This is a genomic window from Nocardioides sp. OK12, from assembly GCF_024341885.1.
Classification (GTDB): Bacteria; Actinomycetota; Actinomycetes; order Propionibacteriales; family Nocardioidaceae; genus Nocardioides; species Nocardioides marinisabuli.
Genome location: NZ_BNET01000004.1, coordinates 416,913 through 434,291, shown reverse-complemented (window position 1 = coordinate 434,291; position 17,379 = coordinate 416,913). Strand labels below are relative to the sequence as shown.

General features: G+C 76.4%; 12 protein-coding genes. 5 read left to right on the top strand and 7 right to left on the bottom strand.

All coding sequences use genetic code 11. The features are described from left to right. Positions 1-236: 236 nt before the first annotated feature. Positions 237-2,120: a 1,4-alpha-glucan branching protein GlgB gene (glgB, locus tag OCU29_RS12575; RefSeq protein WP_370463672.1), complete on the top strand. Its 1,884-nt coding sequence runs from the start codon at positions 237-239 to the stop codon at positions 2,118-2,120. A gap of 43 nt (positions 2,121-2,163) precedes the next feature. Beyond that, a complete protein-coding gene (locus OCU29_RS12570) occupies positions 2,164-3,123 on the top strand; it encodes an NUDIX hydrolase (RefSeq protein WP_261820192.1) in 960 nt (319 codons plus the stop codon). 57 nt (positions 3,124-3,180) lie between these two features. On the opposite strand, the gene OCU29_RS12565 is transcribed toward OCU29_RS12570, so the two are convergent. From OCU29_RS12565 to OCU29_RS12545, 5 genes are all read right to left on the bottom strand, one after another. Then, positions 3,181-4,500: a hypothetical protein gene (locus tag OCU29_RS12565; protein ID WP_261820191.1), complete on the bottom strand. Its 1,320-nt coding sequence runs from the start codon at positions 4,498-4,500 to the stop codon at positions 3,181-3,183. A 1-nt stretch (position 4,501) separates the two neighbouring features. Beyond that, entirely contained in the window at positions 4,502-5,620 is a 1,119-nt protein-coding gene (locus OCU29_RS12560) for a GNAT family N-acetyltransferase (protein WP_261820190.1), read from the bottom strand. Continuing rightward, the gene (locus OCU29_RS12555) at positions 5,613-6,773 is read right to left on the bottom strand and encodes an ATP-grasp domain-containing protein (RefSeq protein ID WP_261820189.1); all 1,161 of its coding nucleotides are present in this window, start codon (positions 6,771-6,773) and stop codon (positions 5,613-5,615) included. Before OCU29_RS12555 ends, OCU29_RS12560 begins: the two co-directional genes overlap by 8 nt. Before the next feature lie 167 nt (positions 6,774-6,940). Further along, positions 6,941-7,708 (bottom strand): EI24 domain-containing protein, encoded by a 768-nt coding sequence (locus tag OCU29_RS12550; protein ID WP_261820188.1) that lies wholly within the window; start codon positions 7,706-7,708, stop codon positions 6,941-6,943. Between the two features lie 14 nt (positions 7,709-7,722). Next, the gene (locus OCU29_RS12545) at positions 7,723-8,703 is read right to left on the bottom strand and encodes a co-chaperone YbbN (RefSeq protein WP_261820187.1); all 981 of its coding nucleotides are present in this window, start codon (positions 8,701-8,703) and stop codon (positions 7,723-7,725) included. Positions 8,704-8,794: 91 nt separating this feature from the next. Here OCU29_RS12545 and OCU29_RS12540 point away from each other — a divergent pair, with 91 nt between their 5' ends. Continuing rightward, positions 8,795-11,875, top strand: coding sequence for an AAA family ATPase (locus OCU29_RS12540; protein WP_261820186.1), 3,081 nt, complete (start codon positions 8,795-8,797; stop codon positions 11,873-11,875). Positions 11,876-11,928: 53 nt separating this feature from the next. Beyond that, positions 11,929-13,353, top strand: a complete 1,425-nt coding sequence (locus tag OCU29_RS12535) for an FAD-binding oxidoreductase (RefSeq protein ID WP_261820185.1) — start codon at positions 11,929-11,931, stop codon at positions 13,351-13,353. A gap of 37 nt (positions 13,354-13,390) precedes the next feature. Here the strand turns inward: OCU29_RS12535 and OCU29_RS12530 are convergent, their stop codons facing one another. Beyond that, complete coding sequence (locus OCU29_RS12530) at positions 13,391-14,704, bottom strand: UDP-glucose/GDP-mannose dehydrogenase family protein (protein ID WP_261820184.1); 1,314 nt, start codon at positions 14,702-14,704, stop codon at positions 13,391-13,393. Positions 14,705-14,862: 158 nt separating this feature from the next. On the opposite strand from OCU29_RS12530, the gene mptB reads away from it, so the two are divergent. Continuing rightward, positions 14,863-16,278, top strand: a complete 1,416-nt coding sequence (mptB, locus tag OCU29_RS12525) for a polyprenol phosphomannose-dependent alpha 1,6 mannosyltransferase MptB (protein WP_261820183.1) — start codon at positions 14,863-14,865, stop codon at positions 16,276-16,278. Here mptB and OCU29_RS12520 read toward each other — a convergent pair. Continuing rightward, positions 16,220-17,377, bottom strand: coding sequence for a glycosyltransferase (locus tag OCU29_RS12520; protein WP_261820182.1), 1,158 nt, complete (start codon positions 17,375-17,377; stop codon positions 16,220-16,222). The two genes, mptB and OCU29_RS12520, sit on opposite strands and share 59 nt — an antisense overlap. Between the last annotated feature and the right edge of the window lie 2 nt (positions 17,378-17,379).

Here is a 17,379-nt window from a genome sequence, read left to right as displayed (position 1 = left end):
TCCTCGGCCCGCACCCCCACGAGGGTGCGGTCACGGTGCGCGTGCTGCGGCCGCTGGCCTCCTCGGTCACGGTGTGCGGCGAGTGGGGCGAGACCCCGCTCGACCACGAGCACCACGGCGTCTGGGTGGGGGTGCTGCCGGTCGCCGAGGTGCCGGCGTACACGCTCTCGGTCAGCTACGAGGGCGAGCCGTGGGACTCCGACGACCCCTACCGGTTCCTGCCCACCCTGGGCGAGATGGACCTGCACCTGATCAACGAGGGCCGCCACGAGCAGCTGTGGACCGTGCTCGGCGCGCACGTGCACCACTACGACGCCCCCGGCACCCCCGGCGGCAGCGTCACCGGCACCTCCTTCGCCGTCTGGGCGCCCGCCGCGCGCGGCGTGCGGGTCAAGGCCGACTTCAACTCCTGGGACGGCCGCGAGCACCCGATGCGCCAGCTCGGCACCTCGGGCGTCTGGGAGCTGTTCGTGCCCGACGTCGGCAGCGGTACGTCGTACAAGTTCGCGGTGCTGGGCCCCGACGGCCAGTGGCGCGACAAGGCCGACCCGATGGCGGCCTGGGCCGAGAAGCCCGCGAGCACCGCCTCGCGCGTCTTCGAGTCCTCCTACACCTGGGGCGACGACGCCTGGATGACCGCGCGCGCCGAGAAGGCCGCGGTCGAGGCCCCGATGAGCGTCTACGAGGTGCACCTGGCCTCGTGGAAGAAGAACTACGACCAGTCGATGTGGTCGTGGGAGCAGATGGCCGACGACCTGGTCGCCTACGTCTCCGACCTCGGCTTCACCCACGTCGAGATGATGCCGGTGATGCAGCACCCCTTCGGCGGCTCGTGGGGCTACCACGTCACGTCGTACTTCGCCCCCGACGCCCGCTTCGGCGACCCCGACGGCTTCCGGCTGCTGGTCGACCGGCTGCACCAGGCCGGCGTCGGCGTGATCCTCGACTGGGTGCCGGGCCACTTCGCCACCGACGAGTGGGCGCTGGCCCGCTTCGACGGCACCCCCCTCTACGAGGACCCCAACCCCCAGCGCGGCTGGCACAAGGAGTGGGGCAGCCACATCTTCAACTTCGGGCGGCGCGAGGTGCGCAACTTCCTCTACGCCAACGCCGTCTACTGGTGCGAGGAGTTCCACGCCGACGGCCTGCGCGTCGACGGCGTGGCCTCGATGCTCTACCTCGACTACTCCCGCGAGGAGGGCGAGTGGAGCCCCAACATCCACGGCGGGCGCGAGAACCTCGAGGCCGTGCAGTTCCTGCAGGAGATGAACGCGACCGTCTACCGCCGGGTGCCCGGCGTGGTGACGATCGCCGAGGAGTCGACCTCGTGGCCGGGCGTGACCCGCCCCACCGAGCACGACGGCCTGGGCTTCGGCTTCAAGTGGAACATGGGCTGGATGAACGACTCGCTGGCCTACATGGCCAACGACCCGGTGCACCGCGCCTACCACCACGGCGAGATGACCTTCTCGCTCGTCTACGCCTTCTCCGAGAACTACGTGCTGCCGATCAGCCACGACGAGGTCGTGCACGGCAAGGGCTCGATGCTGCGCAAGATGCCCGGCGACCGCTGGCAGCAGCTGGCCAACCTGCGCGCCTACCTGGGCTACATGTGGGCCCACCCCGGCAAGCAGCTGCTCTTCATGGGCACCGAGATGGGCCAGGAGTCGGAGTGGGCCGAGGCCCGCGAGCTCGACTGGTGGCTGCTCGAGCACCCCGAGCACCGCGGCGTGCAGAGCCTGGTGCGCGACCTCAACCGCACGTACGCCGACACGGCGGCGCTGTGGGCGCGCGACCACTCCCCCGAGGGCTTCATGTGGCTCGACGGCAACGACGCCGGGCGCAACACCTTCTCGTTCGTGCGCCGGGCCCCGGGCGAGCCCGACCTCGTGTGCGTCTCGAACTTCTCGGCCGTGCCGCACCACGGCTACCGGCTGGCGCTGCCGTCGGTCGGTGAGTGGGACGAGGTGCTCAACACCGACGCCGAGGGCTACACCGGCTCGGGCGTGGGCAACTACGGCGCCGTCACCGCGGTCGAGGGCGAGCACCACGGGCAGCCGGCGCACGCCGAGATCTCGGTGCCGCCGCTGGCGACCGTGTGGCTGCGGGCGCGCGCCTGAGCGCCCGCGGCTGCGGCGCGAGGTGCCTGGCTAGGGTGGCGGCGTGACCCACGAGCACCCCACCCTCACCGACGGCACGGTCACCCTGCGGCCCTCGGCGCCGACCGACCACCCGATGGCCGTCGACAAGGACGCGGCGCTGGCCTTCACGGTCGTCGTCGACGACGAGAGCGTCGGCAGCCTGGTGGTGGTCCGCAAGGACGCCACGACGGTGTGGCTCGAGGGCGGCCTCGACGACGCCCACCGGGGCCGCGGCTACGCGACCCGGGCGCTGCGGGTGCTGGTCGACTGGTCGCTGACCGCCGAGCACGAGGGCGGCCTGGGCGTCTCCCGGGTCGAGTCGCGCATCCCCGTCGACGCCGAGGGCGCCCTGCGGGTGGCCACCCGCGCCGGCCTGCGCCGCGAGGGCGTCGAGCGGGTGGTGCCCGGCGAGAGCACCACCGAGGGGTACGTCGTGCTGGCCCGGCTGGCCACCGACCCGCCGCTGAGCGAGCCCGGGGCCTTCCGCGCGCTGCTCAACTCGTTCCTGCCCCGCAAGCGCGCGATCAGCCAGATGCTGGTGCGCGACCACGACGGGCGGGTGCTGATGTGCCAGCTGACCTACAAGCAGGACTGGGACCTGCCCGGCGGCGTCGTCGAGGTCGGCGAGTCGCCCCAGGTCGCGGTGGCCCGCGAGGTCACCGAGGAGCTGGCCCTCGAGATCCCCGCCGGCCGCCTGCTGCTCACCGACTGGCTGCCCACCTGGGGCGGCTGGGACGACGCCATCTGCCTGGTCTTCGACGGCGGCGAGCACGACGCCTCGATCACCGAGCAGATCGTCGAGCAGGTCCGCGAGATCCGCAGCGCCCGGTTCTGCACCCTCGCCGAGGTCCACGAGCACGCCGCCGAGTTCACCGCACGCCGCATCGAGGCGGCGCTGGCCAGCGCGGCGGGCTCGCCCGGCGCGGCGGCGTACACCGAGAGCGGGCGCAGCCACCCCGACCCGGCGCATACTTCACGCTGACCCGGCGCAGACTTCACGCTGACCCGGCGCATACTTCGCGCTGACCCGGCGCAGATCTCACGCCGACCCGGCGCGGAGCACCTCGGCGAGCACGTCGGTGTCGGCACGGGCGGCGTCGACGACCACCACGCCGGCACGCGGCGTGAGCTCGTCGTAGAGGCGGGCCATGGCCTCCAGCACCACGAGCGGCTGGTCGCCCGGCTTGCGTACGGCGGCCGCCCGGGCCTCGACGCGCAGCAGCACCGCCACGTCGGGGCGGGGGAAGCCGCGGCGCAGCAGCCACTCGGCCACCCGGTGGCGGCCGTAGCGCAGGCGCAGGTCGACGAGCGCGTCGAGCAGCCACCGGTCGCAGACCACGTGCACGCCCGAGCGCCGCAGGTGGCCCGCGTGCCGGGCCGCGCGCACGCTGGACAGCGCGACCGCCAGCACCCACACCCCGTCGAGGAGCCCGCCGCGGCGCTCGACGGCCGCTCCCGCAGCCCCGCTCGCCTGCCCGCTCGGCGCCTCGGCGCTCCCGCCCTGCGGGTCCTCGACGGCCACCGACACCCAGCGGTCGCGGCGCAGCAGCCGCCGCGCGACCCGGCCGACGTGCACGAGCAGCCCGAGGTCGGCCCCCACCCGCGTCCAGTGGACCAGGGCGGCCTCGTCGAGCCGCTCGAAGTGGTCGAGCAGGGCCAGCGACGCCGTGGACTTGCCGGCGCCGTCCATGCCGCTGAGGGCGATCATCCGCGGACGCGCGACCGGGGGCGTCGCGGGCCTCGTGACGGGCTCACCGACCAGCCGGGTGCGGGCGGCGCGGCGGGCGCGCGCCGAGCCGGCCAGCGCCCGGGCCACCTCCTGGGCGCCCAGGTGCTCCGCCGTCGCCGGGTCACCCGACCACGCCAGCCCCGCGATCCGGCCCAGGGCCGGGTCGACCGCCCGCGCGGCGGCCAGGACCTCGGCCGCCTCCCCGGAGGCCTCGAGCACCGAGCGCACCCGGGTCGCGCAGCGCGACCACGGGCGTCCCGCCACCGCCTCCGCAGCGTGCACCAGCACCCGGTCGACCGGGGCCGCCACGAGCAGGCCCAGCGTCCCCGGCGCCGCGCGTCGTCGTACGTCGGGCAGCGGCGGGTACATCGCCGGCCACGCGTGGTCGGCCAGCACGTCCACGACCACGTCGAGGTCGGGCAGTCGGCGCCACAGCACCCGGCCGGGGTCCTGGGGCGCCGGGACCAGGCCGGCCGCGCGCAGCGCCCGGGCCACCGGGGCACCGCCGCCGGGCAGGACGACCACGTCGAGGTCGTTGCCGGTCAGGTCCTCGCCGCGCCACAGCAGCAGGTGCGTCCCCACGTCGCGAGTGATCCCCGCGAGCACGAGCTCGACCGCTGCCGGGTCCATGTCAGTGCTCGGCCTCGGAGCGCCGGTCGCGCCACCGCATCGTGGCGCGCAGCGCGAGCGCCGGGGCGAGTGCCACGCGACCGCGCAGCGGCACGACCAGCGTGTCGAGCTGCCGGCGGTCGGGGTAGAGCATCGTCGAGGGGCTGGCGGGGTCCTCGACCGAGCCCGAGTCGATCCACCCGAGCGCGGGGTCGTCGTGGAAGGCCTCGAGCACCGCGACCTCGAGCTGCAGCCCGGGCGAGGTCGAGGCGAAGGCCTCGTCGAAGGCGGTCTTGACGTGGAAGGCACCGTCACCGCCGACCAGCACGCACAGCGCCGCCACGACCGTGTCGCCGCCGCGCAGCTCCCACAGCTGGGCCCTGCCGCGGGCCGCGGCCTCGACGAAGGTCTCGGTGAAGGCGGCCCCGCGAGCCGGGTCGGCGGCCAGCGCGGTGCCCGACTCGCCCTTCCAGCCGGCGGCCTCCAGGGCCAGGAAGCGCGCGACGGCGGCCTCGGGGTCCTCGGCGGACCGCTCCTCCAGCCCGACCGGGGCGCCGAGCTCGCGCTCGAGGCGCCGTCCCCAGCGCCCGAGCCGGCGCCGGCGCGACGAGCTCAACCGCCCGTCGAGGTACGTCGGCTCGGCGCGGCGGTGCACCACCGGCCGGTCGGTGCAGGCCAGCTCCACCGGCGCCGCGCGTGAGGCGAGGGCGCCCTCGAGCGCCGTACGCACCGGGCCGTCGCCGGGCAGCTGCTCGAAGGACAGCCAGCCGCTCGCACCGGTGGCGAGCCGGGCGAGGGCGCTGCGCCAGGTGGCCTCGGGGTCGGGGCTGTCGAGCAGCGGGGTCTCGAGGAAGCAGTCGTCGTGGCCCCAGGCCCGGTAGGTCGGCACGGGGACCCGACGGTAGGAGCGCGAGCGGAGCACCGGCAGCGCCAGCTCGAGCGTGCCGCCCCGCTCGACCACGAGCAGCTCGGCGTCGGCGCCGGCGGGCAGGTGCCGGGCGGCCGCGAGCACCGGGCCGGGCTCGACGTAGGGGTTGGGCTCGACGGCTCGACCGGCCAGGTCGTGCCAGGCGTCGCGCAGCGCGGTGTCGACGTCGCGCAGCGGCACCAGGCGGGCGCGTCGACCAGGTCCGTCAGCCATCGCGCCACCTGTTCCGGAGCACCGCCAGCACCGGCCCCGGGTCGCGCAGCCGGGCGTGCGGGTGCACCGAGCCCGGCGCCTGCGCCAGCGTCGACAGCACGTCGCGGGCCAGGCCCCCACGGCGCTCGACCCGCGCCCGTGACAGGTCCTCGAAGAACGACTGGAAGCGCACCCCCACCCGGCCGGGCCCGGCCGGGGTGACGTCGTCGCCGAGCGCGGCCCGCGCCCACAGGTCGGGCAGGGCGACACCGCTGCCGACGGCCAGCGCGAGGCTGCCGTAGAAGCGGCCGTTGAGGTCGATGAGCTGGGGCTCCCCGCCGGGCGCCGTCATGAACTGCAGGTTCGCCAACCCCCACCAGCCCAGCTCCGCGAGCAGCCGTCGTACGCCGGCGAGCAGGTCGGGGTCGACGGGGACGGTCACGGCCCGCGAGCTGGTGAGCCGCCCCGAGAGCCGCGGGCTCCACTGCTGCACCGCCCCGAGCAGGCGCCCCTGTCGGTCGACGACGACGCTCAGCGCCGAGAGCCGACCGTCGACGACCTCCTGGAGCAGCGGCTCGCCGCCGGCGGCGCTCATCAGCCGCGCCACCTGCTGCGCCTCCTCACGACCGACGCACACCCGGGCCATCAGGTGGCGCGCGCTGCCACCGGCGGTGGGGTCCCAGTGCAGCCGGGCCTTGACCACGACCGGGCCGTCGACCGTCTCCAGCGCCTCGGCGGTCGCGGTCACGGTGCGCGGCGCCGAGAGCCCGACGCGCTGGGCCGCCTCGACCAGGGCCAGCTTGTCGACCGCGGCCACGACGTCGGCGTGCTCGCCGTAGGGCACCACGCACCCGATCTCGTCGCGGCGGGCCGAGACCAGCAGCACCTCGATGTCGTCGGCGCCGAAGACGACGTCGTAGCCGTGCTCGGCCACCAGCCGCGCCAGCGCGGCGACGAAGGCGTCGGGGTCGGCCTCGGGGGGAGGCACCTCGTGGTCGTGGCGCACCGCGCGCGAGTACGTCGGCCGCCCGTGCGAGGCGGCCACCCCGACCTCCCAGCCGGCTGCGCTCAGCGAGCGCGCCGCGGCCAGCACGTGCACCCCGCCGCTGTGGACGATGAGGGCACGGCGAACGTCCGGACCGGACGCCCCGGTCCGACCTGAGGAAGGGAGCACGGCGACATCCTTCCAGAACTCCCACCACCCCGGCGCGATCGAGCGCGCTGAGGCCGGGTCGGTGCGACTTCGGGCCGGGTCAGCGCGACATTTGCGACGGGTCAGCGGGAGGTTTGCGACGGGTCAGCGCGAGGTTTGCGCCGGGTCAGCGCGAGGTTTGCGCCGGGTCAGCGCGAGGTTTGCGCCGGGTCAGCGGGAGATATGGGACGGGTGAGGAGGTCGCGGGCCAGGACGGTGGCGCCGACGACGGCGGCGGGCATCACCGCCACCGCGCCGAGCGGCACCAGGAAGCACGCCTGGGTGGCCATCCCGAAACCCAGCACCCGCGCCCGGTGCCCGCGCAGCAGGTCGCGGCGCTGCACCCGGTCCATGCCCCGGGCCTCCAGGGGGCGGGCCAGCAGCTCCCCGGCCAGCAGCCAGCCGGAGACCGCGAGGCCGGCCACGGCGCCGACGACCGCGCCGACGACCGGCAGCAGCCCCACGAGCAGCACGCCCAGGGCGGTCGCCAGCCCGAGCGCGACCAGCACCAGGGAGTCGGCGATCGAGCGCCAGGCCGAGAGCCCCGAGGTCGGCACCGGTCCGCCGAGCCAGGCCTCGGTCTCGCGCCAGATCCGGGCGTAGAAGGGGTCCCCGACCGTCAGCGTGGCGGCGGTGAAGGTGACCGAGGTGAGCACCAGGAAGCCGACCAGCACCAGCAGCCCGAGCCCCAGGCGCAGCAGCCCGCGCAGCGCCTCGGCCCACCCGTCGGCGAACGGCGTGGCCCAGGCGACGAGGTCGCCGAGGTTGACCAGGAGCGCGACCAGCGCCGCCAGGACCACCAGCAGCACCAGCAGCGCGGGCACCGCGCCGAGCAGCATCAGCCCGGGCCGGCGCCGCCAGGTCGCCAGCCCGCGCCCGACGTACGCCGCCCCGGCGACGCCGTCGAGCAGGGCCATGACCTCGGGCCTGCTCAGAAGAGGGCGTTGGCCAGGTTGCCGCGCCCGCGCAGCACCCGCTCGTCGTCGTTGCCGACGGCGGCGAAGAGACCCAGGAGGTGCTCGCGGGCCTTGGTGCGGTCGTCGCCGCTGGTGCGGCGCACGAGGTCGACCAGGCGGTTGAAGGCGTCCTCGACGTGGCCGCCGGCCAGGTCGAGGTCGGCGCAGAGCGTCTGCGCCTCGACGTCGTCGGGGTTCGCCGCCGCCGCGGCCCGCGCGGCGTGCAGGTCGACGCCCTGGGTGCGCTGCATGACCTTGGCGATCGCCAGGCCGGCGACGGCCTCGGCGTCGGCGGGGTTGGCGTCGACGAGCTTCTGGTACTCCGCGACCGCGAGGTCGATGTCGCCCGAGCCCAGCGCGTCCTGGGCGGCGGCGTAGCGGGGGTCGACCTGCTCGGCCTCGCCCTCGTCGCCGGCCGGGGCGCCCGCACGCGGCTGGTGGCGCCCGGTCATCCCCTGCGCGGTGAGCTGCTGCACGACCTGGGTCAGCGCGCCCCGCAGCTCCTCGAGCGGCACGACGTCCTGCAGCAGCGGCGCCGGGCGGCCCTCGAGCACGGCCACCACGTAGGGCAGCGACTGGACCTGCACGGCCTGGGCGATCTGCGGGGAGGTGTCGACGTCGACGAGGCCGACCAGGAAGCGGCCGTCGAACTCGTCGGCCAGCGTCGCGAGGTCGTCGGCCATCTGGCCGCTCTCGGGCAGCTGGGTGCGCGAGTAGAAGGCCAGCAGCACCGGGGCGGTCATCGACGACTCGATGGTGGTCTGGAAGTTCTGCTCGTCGACCTGCACGGCGTAGGCCCCCGCACCACCGGCACCACCGGCGCTGCTGGCGCCTGCGCCGGCACCGGGGGCGCCGGGGGCGCCGGGGGCGCCGGGCTGGGCGGGCGGCGCCTGGGCGGGGCGCTTGAGGGCGGAGAGGTCGATCGCACCGGGACGGGAGAACGGCTGCTGCGTCATGTCCCCCATGCTAGGGATCCTGTGGCGGCGCGCGCGGACCGGTCCGGGCCCAGGCTCGACGCGGCGGCGTGGGAGGCGCAGTCTCGTAGGCATGCTCCGCGTGCGGGTCCTGGGAGAGCGCAGCGCCGTCGACGACGAGACCGGCGAGGTGCTGACCCGTTCGTCGCGCACGATCGCGCTGATCGCCTACCTCGCGCTGCACCCGGGCAGCCCCCAGCCGCGCTCCCGGATCGCCGAGGCCTTCTGGCCCGACTCCGCCCAGCAGCAGGCCCTGACCAACCTGCGGCGCGAGCTGCACCAGCTGCGCCGGCTCCCCGGCGCCGACGCCTCGGTGGTCGTCACCGCCACCGACCTGACCTGGGTCGGGACCGGGGAGGTCGCGGTCGACCTGGTCGAGCACCTCGCCGGCCGGGCCCGCGCCCTCGACGGCACCCACGACGACCCCGACACGCTGCTCGCCGAGGGCCAGCGCGCCCTCGCGGCGTACGGCGGCGACCTGCTGCCCGGCCTGTACGACGAGTGGGTGCTGACCCAGCGCGCCGGCCTGGTCGACGGGGCCCGCGAGCTGTGCGGCGCGCTGGCCGTGGCCGCCGGCGCGGCGCGACGCTGGGACCTGGCGGTGCGGGCCGCCCGGCGGCGCATCACGCTCGACCCGCTCGACGAGACCGCCTACCGCGACCTGATGCGGCTGCAGGCCGAGCAGGGCGACCGGGCCGGGGCGCTGGCTACCTTCCACCGCTGCGCCGACGTGCTGGAGGAGCAGCTGGGCGTGCGGCCCGACCCGGCCACCTGCGAGCTGCGCGACCGGCTGGTGGCCGACCGGGCCGCCGCCGAGCCGAAGCCCCCGGAGCCCACCTCGGTGGGCCTGGTGGGGCGCGCCGACGAGCTGGCGTGGCTCGAGCGGGCGCTGGAGGACGCGGCGCGCGGCTCGGTGCGCACCGTGCTGGTCACCGGCGAGCCCGGCGTCGGCAAGACGCGTCTCGTCGACGAGCTGGTGCAGCGTGCCGCGGCGGCGGGGGCCTGCGTGGCCGGCGCCCACTGCTACGCCCACGCGGCCCCGCTCCCGCTGGCCCCGGTGGCGCAGTGGCTCGCCGAGCCGGCGCTCGAGCCGTGGCTGGCGGCCCTGCCCGCCCCGTGGCGCGAGGAGGTCGACCGCCTGCTGCCCGGCGGCGGGGGCAGCGCCGACGGCGGCGGCGGCCGCGGTGTCGTGGACGCCTGGCGACGCCACCGGTTCTCCCGCGGCCTCGCCGAGGCGCTGCGCCCGCCCGGGCGCGTGGTCGTGCTGGTCCTCGAGAACGCGCAGTGGTGCGACCTCGAGACCCTCGAGCTGCTCGGCCTGCTGCGCAGCGACGACCCGCGCCGCCCGCTGCTGCTGGTGCTGACCGCCCGCAGCGGCGACCTGGGCGCCGGTCCCGGCCTCGACGGCTGGGTACGCCGTGCGCGCGCGGCAGCCCCGGTGCGGGAGCTGGCCCTGCGGCCGCTGGGCCCCTCGGCGAGCGCCGCCCTGCTGCGGCGCCTGTGCCCCGGGGCCTCGACCGAGCAGGCTCGGCTCCTGCACGCCGCGACGGGGGGCTTCCCGCTGCACCTGGTCGAGGCGGTGCGGCGCGACCCGGGGCTGGTGGACCTCGACGTGGCCTCCCCGGACCTCGGCGAGCTGCTGCGGAGCCGCTTCGACGACCTCGACGCCGAGTGCCGGGACGTCGTCGACCTGGCGGCCGCGGTCGGGCGCGACGTGGCGCTCGACCTGCTCGTGGCCGCCTCCGACCTCTCCCCCGAGGCGGTGGTGCGTGCCGTCGACGAGCTGTGGCGCCGGCGGATCCTGACGGTGCACCGCGAGCGCTACGACTTCTCCCACGACCTGCTGCGCCGCGCGGCGTACGACCAGCTGACGCCGGCGACCCGCTGGCTGCTGCACCGCCGGGTGGCGGCGGGGCTCGAGGAGCTGCATGCCGGCGACCTCGACCCGGTCGCCGACCAGCTGGCCGAGCAGTACGCCCGGGCGGGAGCCACCCGTCGTGCCTGCGAGCTCTTCCAGCGCGCGGCGCAGCTGGCCGACTCGGTCTACGCCCACGCCGACGCGGCCCGGCTGCACCGGCGCACGGCCCGCCTGGTCGCCGACCTGCCGGCGGGCCCGGGCCGCGACCGGCGCGAGCTGCGCGCCCTCTCCGGTCTGGCGCGCTCGCTGAACGCCTCCCGCGGCTACTCCGACCCCGAGCTCGCCGCCACCCTGACCCGGGCGGTCGAGCTGGCCGAGCACGCGGGCCTGCTCGACGCCACCGTCGACGGCCTGGTGGGCCTGTGGGCCGCGCGGTTCGTGCAGGGCGACATCCCCCGCGCGCACGGGTTGGCCGAGCGGGCCCTCGCCCTCGTCGAGCCGGGCCGGCCGGGCGACCCGGACAGCGACCTGCTTCGCTCGCAGGCGCACTTCGCCTGCGCCGGCTCGCTGCTCTCGCTCGGCGCGCCGGGCGAGTCGCTGGTCCACTTCGAGCAGGCCACCACCCTGGGGGCCGACGAGGCGTCGCTCAGCATCGGCAGCCACCCCGCCGTGCACGCCCACGCCTGGTCCGCCCACGCCCACTGGCTGCTCGGCGACGCCTCGTCGGCCGGGCGGCGGGCCGAGGAGGCGGTGGCCCGGGCCCGCGCCCTCGCGCACCCCTACAGCCTGACCATCGCGCTCGGCTACGCCGCCCTGACCCAGCAGCTGCTCGGCGACACCGACGGGCTGCTGGCCTGCACCGACGAGCTGGCCGAGCTGTCCGGCCGCCACGGCTTCGCCTACTACGCCGACTGGGGCGAGCTGCTCGCCGGGTGGGCCGCCGACGACGGGGCCGGCACCGCCCGGATGGAGGCGGCCCTCGCCCGGCTGCGCCGCATCGGGGCCTTCACCCGGATGCCCTACTGGCTCGACCTGGTGGCCCAGCGCACCGGCGACCCGCACCGGGCGCTGGCCCTGCTCGACGCCGCCACCGTCAGCGCGCGCACCCACTCCGACGTGTGGTGGCTGCCCGAGGTGCTGCGCCGGCGCGCCGGGCTGCTGGCGCCGGAGCAGGCGACTCCGCTGCTCGAGCAGGCCGCCGCCCTGGCCGCCGAGCACGGCAGCGCCGCGCTGCTCGAACGCTGCCGCGACTCTCTCGCCGCGACGCGAACGCTGGCTGAACGCCCCGCTCCCTAGCGTCGGCCCCGACGGGCACCGGCCCGTCCCGACGACGTACCAGGAGACCCGAGATGACCACGACCGCACCCACCAGCCCCGGCACGCGCGCCGACCGTCCTCCCTGGGAGGAGCTGACGGCCCTGCTGCGCGGCCCGCTCGTGCTGCCCGACGACGACGCCTACGACGAGGTCCGCGCCGTCTACAACGGCATGATCGACCGCCGGCCGGCGGCACTCGCGCGCTGCCGCGACACCGTCGACGTGGTCGCCGCGGTGGGCTTCGCCCGCGAGCACGGCCTCGACCTCGCCATCCGCGGCGGCGGCCACAACGCCGGCGGGCTGGGGGTCTGGGACGACGCCCTGGTCGTCGACCTGTCGCTGATGCGCTCGGTGCGCGTCGACCCGACCACGGCCACGGTGCGCGTCGACGGCGGCTGCACCTGGCAGGACGTCGACCACGCCACGGTCGGCTTCGGCCTGGCCACCCCCACCGGCTTCCTCAGCTCGACCGGCGTCGGCGGCCTGACCCTGGGCGGCGGGGTCGGCTACCTGAGCCGCCGCTACGGGCTGACGGTGGACAACCTGCTCTCGGCCGACGTGGTGCTCGCCGACGGCCGGCTCGTCACGGCCGACGCCGAGCACCACCCCGACCTGTTCTGGGCGCTGCGCGGCGGCGGCGGCAACTTCGGCGTCGTCACCTCCTTCGAGTTCCGCTGCCACCCGGTCGGCGAGGGCGGCGTGATCATCGGCGGCCCGGTGCTCTACGACATCGGTGACACCGCCGAGGTGCTGCGGTGGTACCGCGAGCTGCTGCCCTCGCTGCCCGAGGAGCTCAGCGGCTGGTTCGGGGTGATGACCATCCCGCCGGCCGCGCCCTTCCCCGAGGAGCTGTGGGGCCGCAAGGCCTGCGGCATCGTCTGGTGCTACACCGGCCCGCACGACCGCGCCGACGAGCTGCTCGACCCGGTGCGCTCCTTCGGCGAGCCCCTCGTGGTGGGCATGCACGAGATGCCCTTCAACGTGCTCCAGTCGGCCTTCAACGCCCTCTACCCCGCCGGGCTGCAGTGGTACTGGCGCGCCGACATGTACGAGTCCATCAGCGACGAGGCCGTCGACGTCCACAGCAGGTACGGCGAGGCGCTGCCGACCGGGCACTCCACGATGCACCTCTACCCCATCGACGGGGCTGCGGCGCGGGTGCCGCAGGACGCCACGGCGTTCGCCTACCGCTCGGGCGGCTGGGCGGGGGTGATGGTCGGGGTCAGCCCCGACCCGGCGGACAACGCCGCGATGACCGAGTGGGCCAGGAGCTACTGGTCCGAGCTGCACCCGACCTCGGCCGGCGGCGCCTACGTCAACTTCATGATGGACGAGGGCGAGGACCGGGTCCGGGCGGCCTACCGCGGCAACTACGCGCGCCTGGTGCAAGTGAAGACGGCCTACGACCCGACCAACTTCTTCCACGTCAACCAGAACATCCGCCCGGCCGGGGCCTGACCGGGCGGCGGGCCGCGCCGGGCACCCGGGCCGCCGCTCAGGCGGCGCCCAGGCCCCGGTGGGTCCAGCCGGCGGCCCGCCAGGCGACCGGGTCGAGGGCGCCGCGGGCGTCGACGACCGCGCGGCGCTCGACCACCGCGCCGAGCCGGGCCGGGTCGAGCCCGCGGAACTGGTCCCACTCGGTCAGCAGCGCGACCACGTGGGCGCCCGCCGCGGCCTCGAGGGCCGAGTCGGCGTACTCCAGCTCGGGGTGGGTGCGCCGGGCGTTGTCGAGGGCCTGCGGGTCGACCACCACCACCCGCGCACCCTCCTCGTGCAGCCGACGGGCCACGTCGAGGGCGGGCGCGTCACGCACGTCGTCGGAGTGCGGCTTGAAGGCGGCCCCGAGCACGCACACGCGCACCCCGCGCAGGTCGCCGCCGGCGGCCTCGCGCACCAGCTCGACGGTGCGCCCGCGCCGGCGCTGGTTGATGTCGTCGACCTCGCGCAGGAACCGCACGCTGTGACCGGTGCCGAGCTCCTCGGCCCGGTGGATGAAGGCCCGGATGTCCTTGGGCAGGCAGCCGCCGCCGAAGCCCAGGCCGGGCTTGAGGAACCGGCCCCCGATCCGGTCGTCGAGGGAGAGCGCGGCCGCGAGCTGGTGCACGTCGGCGCCGGACGCCTCGCACACCTCGGCCATGGCGTTGATGAAGGAGATCTTGGTGGCCAGGAACGAGTTGGCGGCCACCTTGACCAGCTCGGCGGTCGCGAGGTCGGTGACCACGCACGGCACCCCGGCGGCCAGCAGCGGCGCGAACGCCGCCTCCAGCCGCTCGCGGGCGTCGTCGGAGGTGACGCCCAGGACGAGCCGCGAGGGACGCAGGGTGTCCTCGATCGCGTGGCCCTCGCGCAGGAACTCGGGGTTCCAGGCCAGCCCGGCCGCCTCGCCCGCCGGGGCCAGGGCGGCCAGCGTCGCGGCCAACCGCTCGGCCGTGCCCACCGGCACCGTCGACTTGCCCACCACCAGGCAGGGGCGCTCGAGGTGGGGCGCGAGCGCGGTGACCGCGCCCTCGACCTGCGAGAGGTCCGCGCCCATCGAGCCGGGCAGCTGGGGGGTGCCGGTGCAGACGAAGTGCACGTCGCCGAAGGCCGCCACCTCCGCGACGTCGTCGGTGAAGCGCAGCCGCCCCGAGTCCAGGGCCTTGCGCAGCATCTCGGGCAGGCCGGGCTCGTGGAAGGGGACCCGTCCGCCGGCGAGGGCCTCGAGCCGGTCGAGGTCGCGGTCGAGGGCGAGCACCTCGTGCCCGAGGACCGCCATGCAGATGGCGTGGGTCGCGCCGAGGTAGCCGGTGCCGATCACGGTGAGTCGCATGGACCCCACGGTGGGCACCGGTGCCGACGTCTGCGGAGCGGTCTCGTGGAGGGCCGGTGAACGGGCGCCGAACGCTTGCGGCGCCGGGTCGCCCGGCGTTGCCGCAGCGTTCACCGAGGTGTGCGCCACCGGCCCCCGGGCGCCCCTAGCGTCGGGCCGTGCCCGCCACCACGACCCCTCGTGCGGTCTCCTCCCTCACCACCCTGCGCCTGGGCGTCGTCGGCTCGGTGCTCGTGCTCCTCGGCGGTCTCGTGATCAGCGCCGTCCCCCGCAGCTCCTGGGTCGCCGACCTCGCCTGGCGGCACTCGATGCCCGGGCGGATGAGCGGTCTCGTGGTGGTGGTCGGCGGCCTCGGGCTGCTCAGCGCCGCCTGGGTCCGGCTGTGGCGGGCCGCCGGGCACGGGCACGCCGACCTGCACGCCGTGCGCCGCGCCACCGTGCTGTTCGTCCTGCCGCTGCTGGTGGCCCCTCCCCTGTTCAGCCGCGACGGCTGGAGCTACGCGGCCCAGGGCGAGCTGACCCGGCTGGGGCTCTCCCCCTACACCTGGGGCCCCGGCGTGCTCTCCGGGCCGGTCGTCGAGGCCGTCGACCCGCGCTGGCTGGCCACCCCGACGCCGTACGGCCCGCTGCCGCTGCTGTGGGGCTCGGGCACCGCGCGGCTCGTCGACTCCCCCTGGGCGATGGTCGTCGGGCACCGGCTGCTGGCCCTGGTGGGCCTGGCGCTGCTGGCCTGGGCGCTGCCGCGGCTGGCGGCCTGGACCCGCCACGACCCCGCCTTCGTCTCCGCGCTGGTGCTGCCGAGCCCGCTGGTGCTCGCCCACGGGGTCGGCGGCCTGCACAACGACCTGCTGATGGTGGGCCTGGGCGCCGCAGCCCTGGTGGTCGCGGCCGAGCGGGGGTGGGTGCTGGGAGCGGCCACCGGCGGCCTGGCCGCCGCGGTGAAGCTGCCCGGCGGGCTGGTCTGCCTCGGGGTGGTGCTGGTGACCCTGCACGCCGGGGCCGGCCTGCGCGAGCGTCTGGGCCGGGTGGCCCAGGTGGGGCTGGTCAGCGTGGCGGTGCTGGTCGGGGTCGGCGTCGTGGCCGGGACCGGGAGCGGCTGGGTGCACGCGCTCGGGGTCCCCGGCACCGTGCACACGCCGCTGGCCCTCAGCGCGACCGTCGAGCTGCTGCTGCCCGGCACCCGGCTGCTCGCCCAGGTCGTGGCGGTCGGCCTCGTCGTGCTGCTGGCGCTGGGCGCGCCCACCGGCGACGGCGCGGCGGCGCTGCGCACCACGGCCCTCGCCCTGACGGCGACGGTCCTGCTGAGCCCCGTCGTGCACCCCTGGTACGCCCTGTGGTGCCTGCCGCTGGCGGCGGCCTGCCACCTGCGGGGGCGGGCGCTGGCGCTGCTGCTGTGGTTCTCCTTCGCCCTGGGGATCACCGCCCCGCTCGACTCCGAGCTGCGCGGCCTGCACGTGGCGATCGCGCTGACCCTGACCATGGTGGTGGGTCTGGCGATCGCGCTGACCTGGGCGGTCAGGCCGTCCGGCCTGCCGGCTCCCCGGCGGCCGGCACGTCCCTCGCTGCCGGCCTGAGGCCGGCGTGCACGGCGAGCATGTCGTGCACGGTCCGGTCCCAGCCGAAGACCTCGGCCCGGGCCCGGGCGGCGCTGCGCACCACGTGCTCGGGCCGGGCGGCGAGCGCCAGCACCGCGTCGGCCAGGTCACCCGCGCCCGGGCGGCCCCAGGCGCCGCACACGTCGTCGACGAGCTCGCGCGCGCCGCCGTACGACGCCGTGACCACGGGGGTGCCGCAGGCCAGGGCCTCGAGGACCGCCAGCCCGAAGGTCTCGCCGGGGCAGACCGAGAGCGCGACGTCGGCGCGGCCGAGCCGCTCGGCGAGCGCGCGGCGGCCCGCGACGTGGCCGTGGAAGGTCACCGGGGCCTCGGCGGCCAGGGCGACCAGCTCGTCGCGGTGCGGCCCGGTGCCGTAGACGTCGAGGCGCACCGGCACGCCGCGCCGGTGCAGCTCGACCGCGGCACCGACCGCGAGGTGCGGGCTCTTCTCCCGCGAGAGCCGGCCGGCGTGCACCAGCCGCAGCACCGCTCCGCGCCCGGCGCGGTCGTCGGGCGGCGTGAAGGTCTCGAGGTCGACGCCGAGCGCGACGCGGTGCAGCGTCGTGCCGGCGGCGCCGGCCACCTGCTGCAGCTCGCGGCGGGCGAAGTCGGAGGTCACCACGATCTCGTCGAAGCTGCGCGCCAGCACCCGGTTGAGCACCGAGACCGGGGCGGTGATGCCGGGGCCGCCGACCTCGCGGCCGGTGCGCAGGGAGAGCATCGCGTCGAGGCGCTCGTGGGAGAACAGCACCGAGCGCACGCCGCGCCGGCGGGCCCAGTGCGCGACCGGCCACAGGGTCGCCTTGTCGGAGACCTCCACCGAGGTCGGCGCGAACTGCTCGAGGACCTCGCCGACCCGCCACGGCTCGACGATCAGCCGGTAGCCGCCGCCGACCCTCGGGGCGCGCAGCTGCACCACGTCGCCGTGCTCGGTGGCGGTGCGCCGGTCGCGCGGGCCCGGCACCACGAGCAGGCGTGGCACGCCGGCCGCGGCGTAGCCGGCGCCGAGGGTCTGCACGGCGGTCTTCATGCCCCCGGAGGCGGGCCCGACGAAGTTGGCCAGCTGGGCGATCCGCACCC

What these genes read in the sequence shown, in the direction of transcription:
- OCU29_RS12535 (WP_261820185.1), top strand. Translation starts at nt 11,929, where the DNA reads ATGACCACGACCGCACCCACCAGCCCCGGCACGCGCGCCGACCGTCCT.
- OCU29_RS12540 (WP_261820186.1), top strand. Translation starts at nt 8,795, where the DNA reads ATGCTCCGCGTGCGGGTCCTGGGAGAGCGCAGCGCCGTCGACGACGAG.
- OCU29_RS12565 (WP_261820191.1), bottom strand. Translation starts at nt 4,500, where the DNA reads ATGGACCCGGCAGCGGTCGAGCTCGTGCTCGCGGGGATCACTCGCGAC.
- OCU29_RS12560 (WP_261820190.1), bottom strand. Translation starts at nt 5,620, where the DNA reads ATGGCTGACGGACCTGGTCGACGCGCCCGCCTGGTGCCGCTGCGCGAC.
- glgB (WP_370463672.1), top strand. Translation starts at nt 237, where the DNA reads ATGGACCTGCACCTGATCAACGAGGGCCGCCACGAGCAGCTGTGGACC.
- OCU29_RS12530 (WP_261820184.1), bottom strand. Translation starts at nt 14,704, where the DNA reads ATGCGACTCACCGTGATCGGCACCGGCTACCTCGGCGCGACCCACGCC.
- OCU29_RS12550 (WP_261820188.1), bottom strand. Translation starts at nt 7,708, where the DNA reads ATGGCCCTGCTCGACGGCGTCGCCGGGGCGGCGTACGTCGGGCGCGGG.
- OCU29_RS12545 (WP_261820187.1), bottom strand. Translation starts at nt 8,703, where the DNA reads ATGACGCAGCAGCCGTTCTCCCGTCCCGGTGCGATCGACCTCTCCGCC.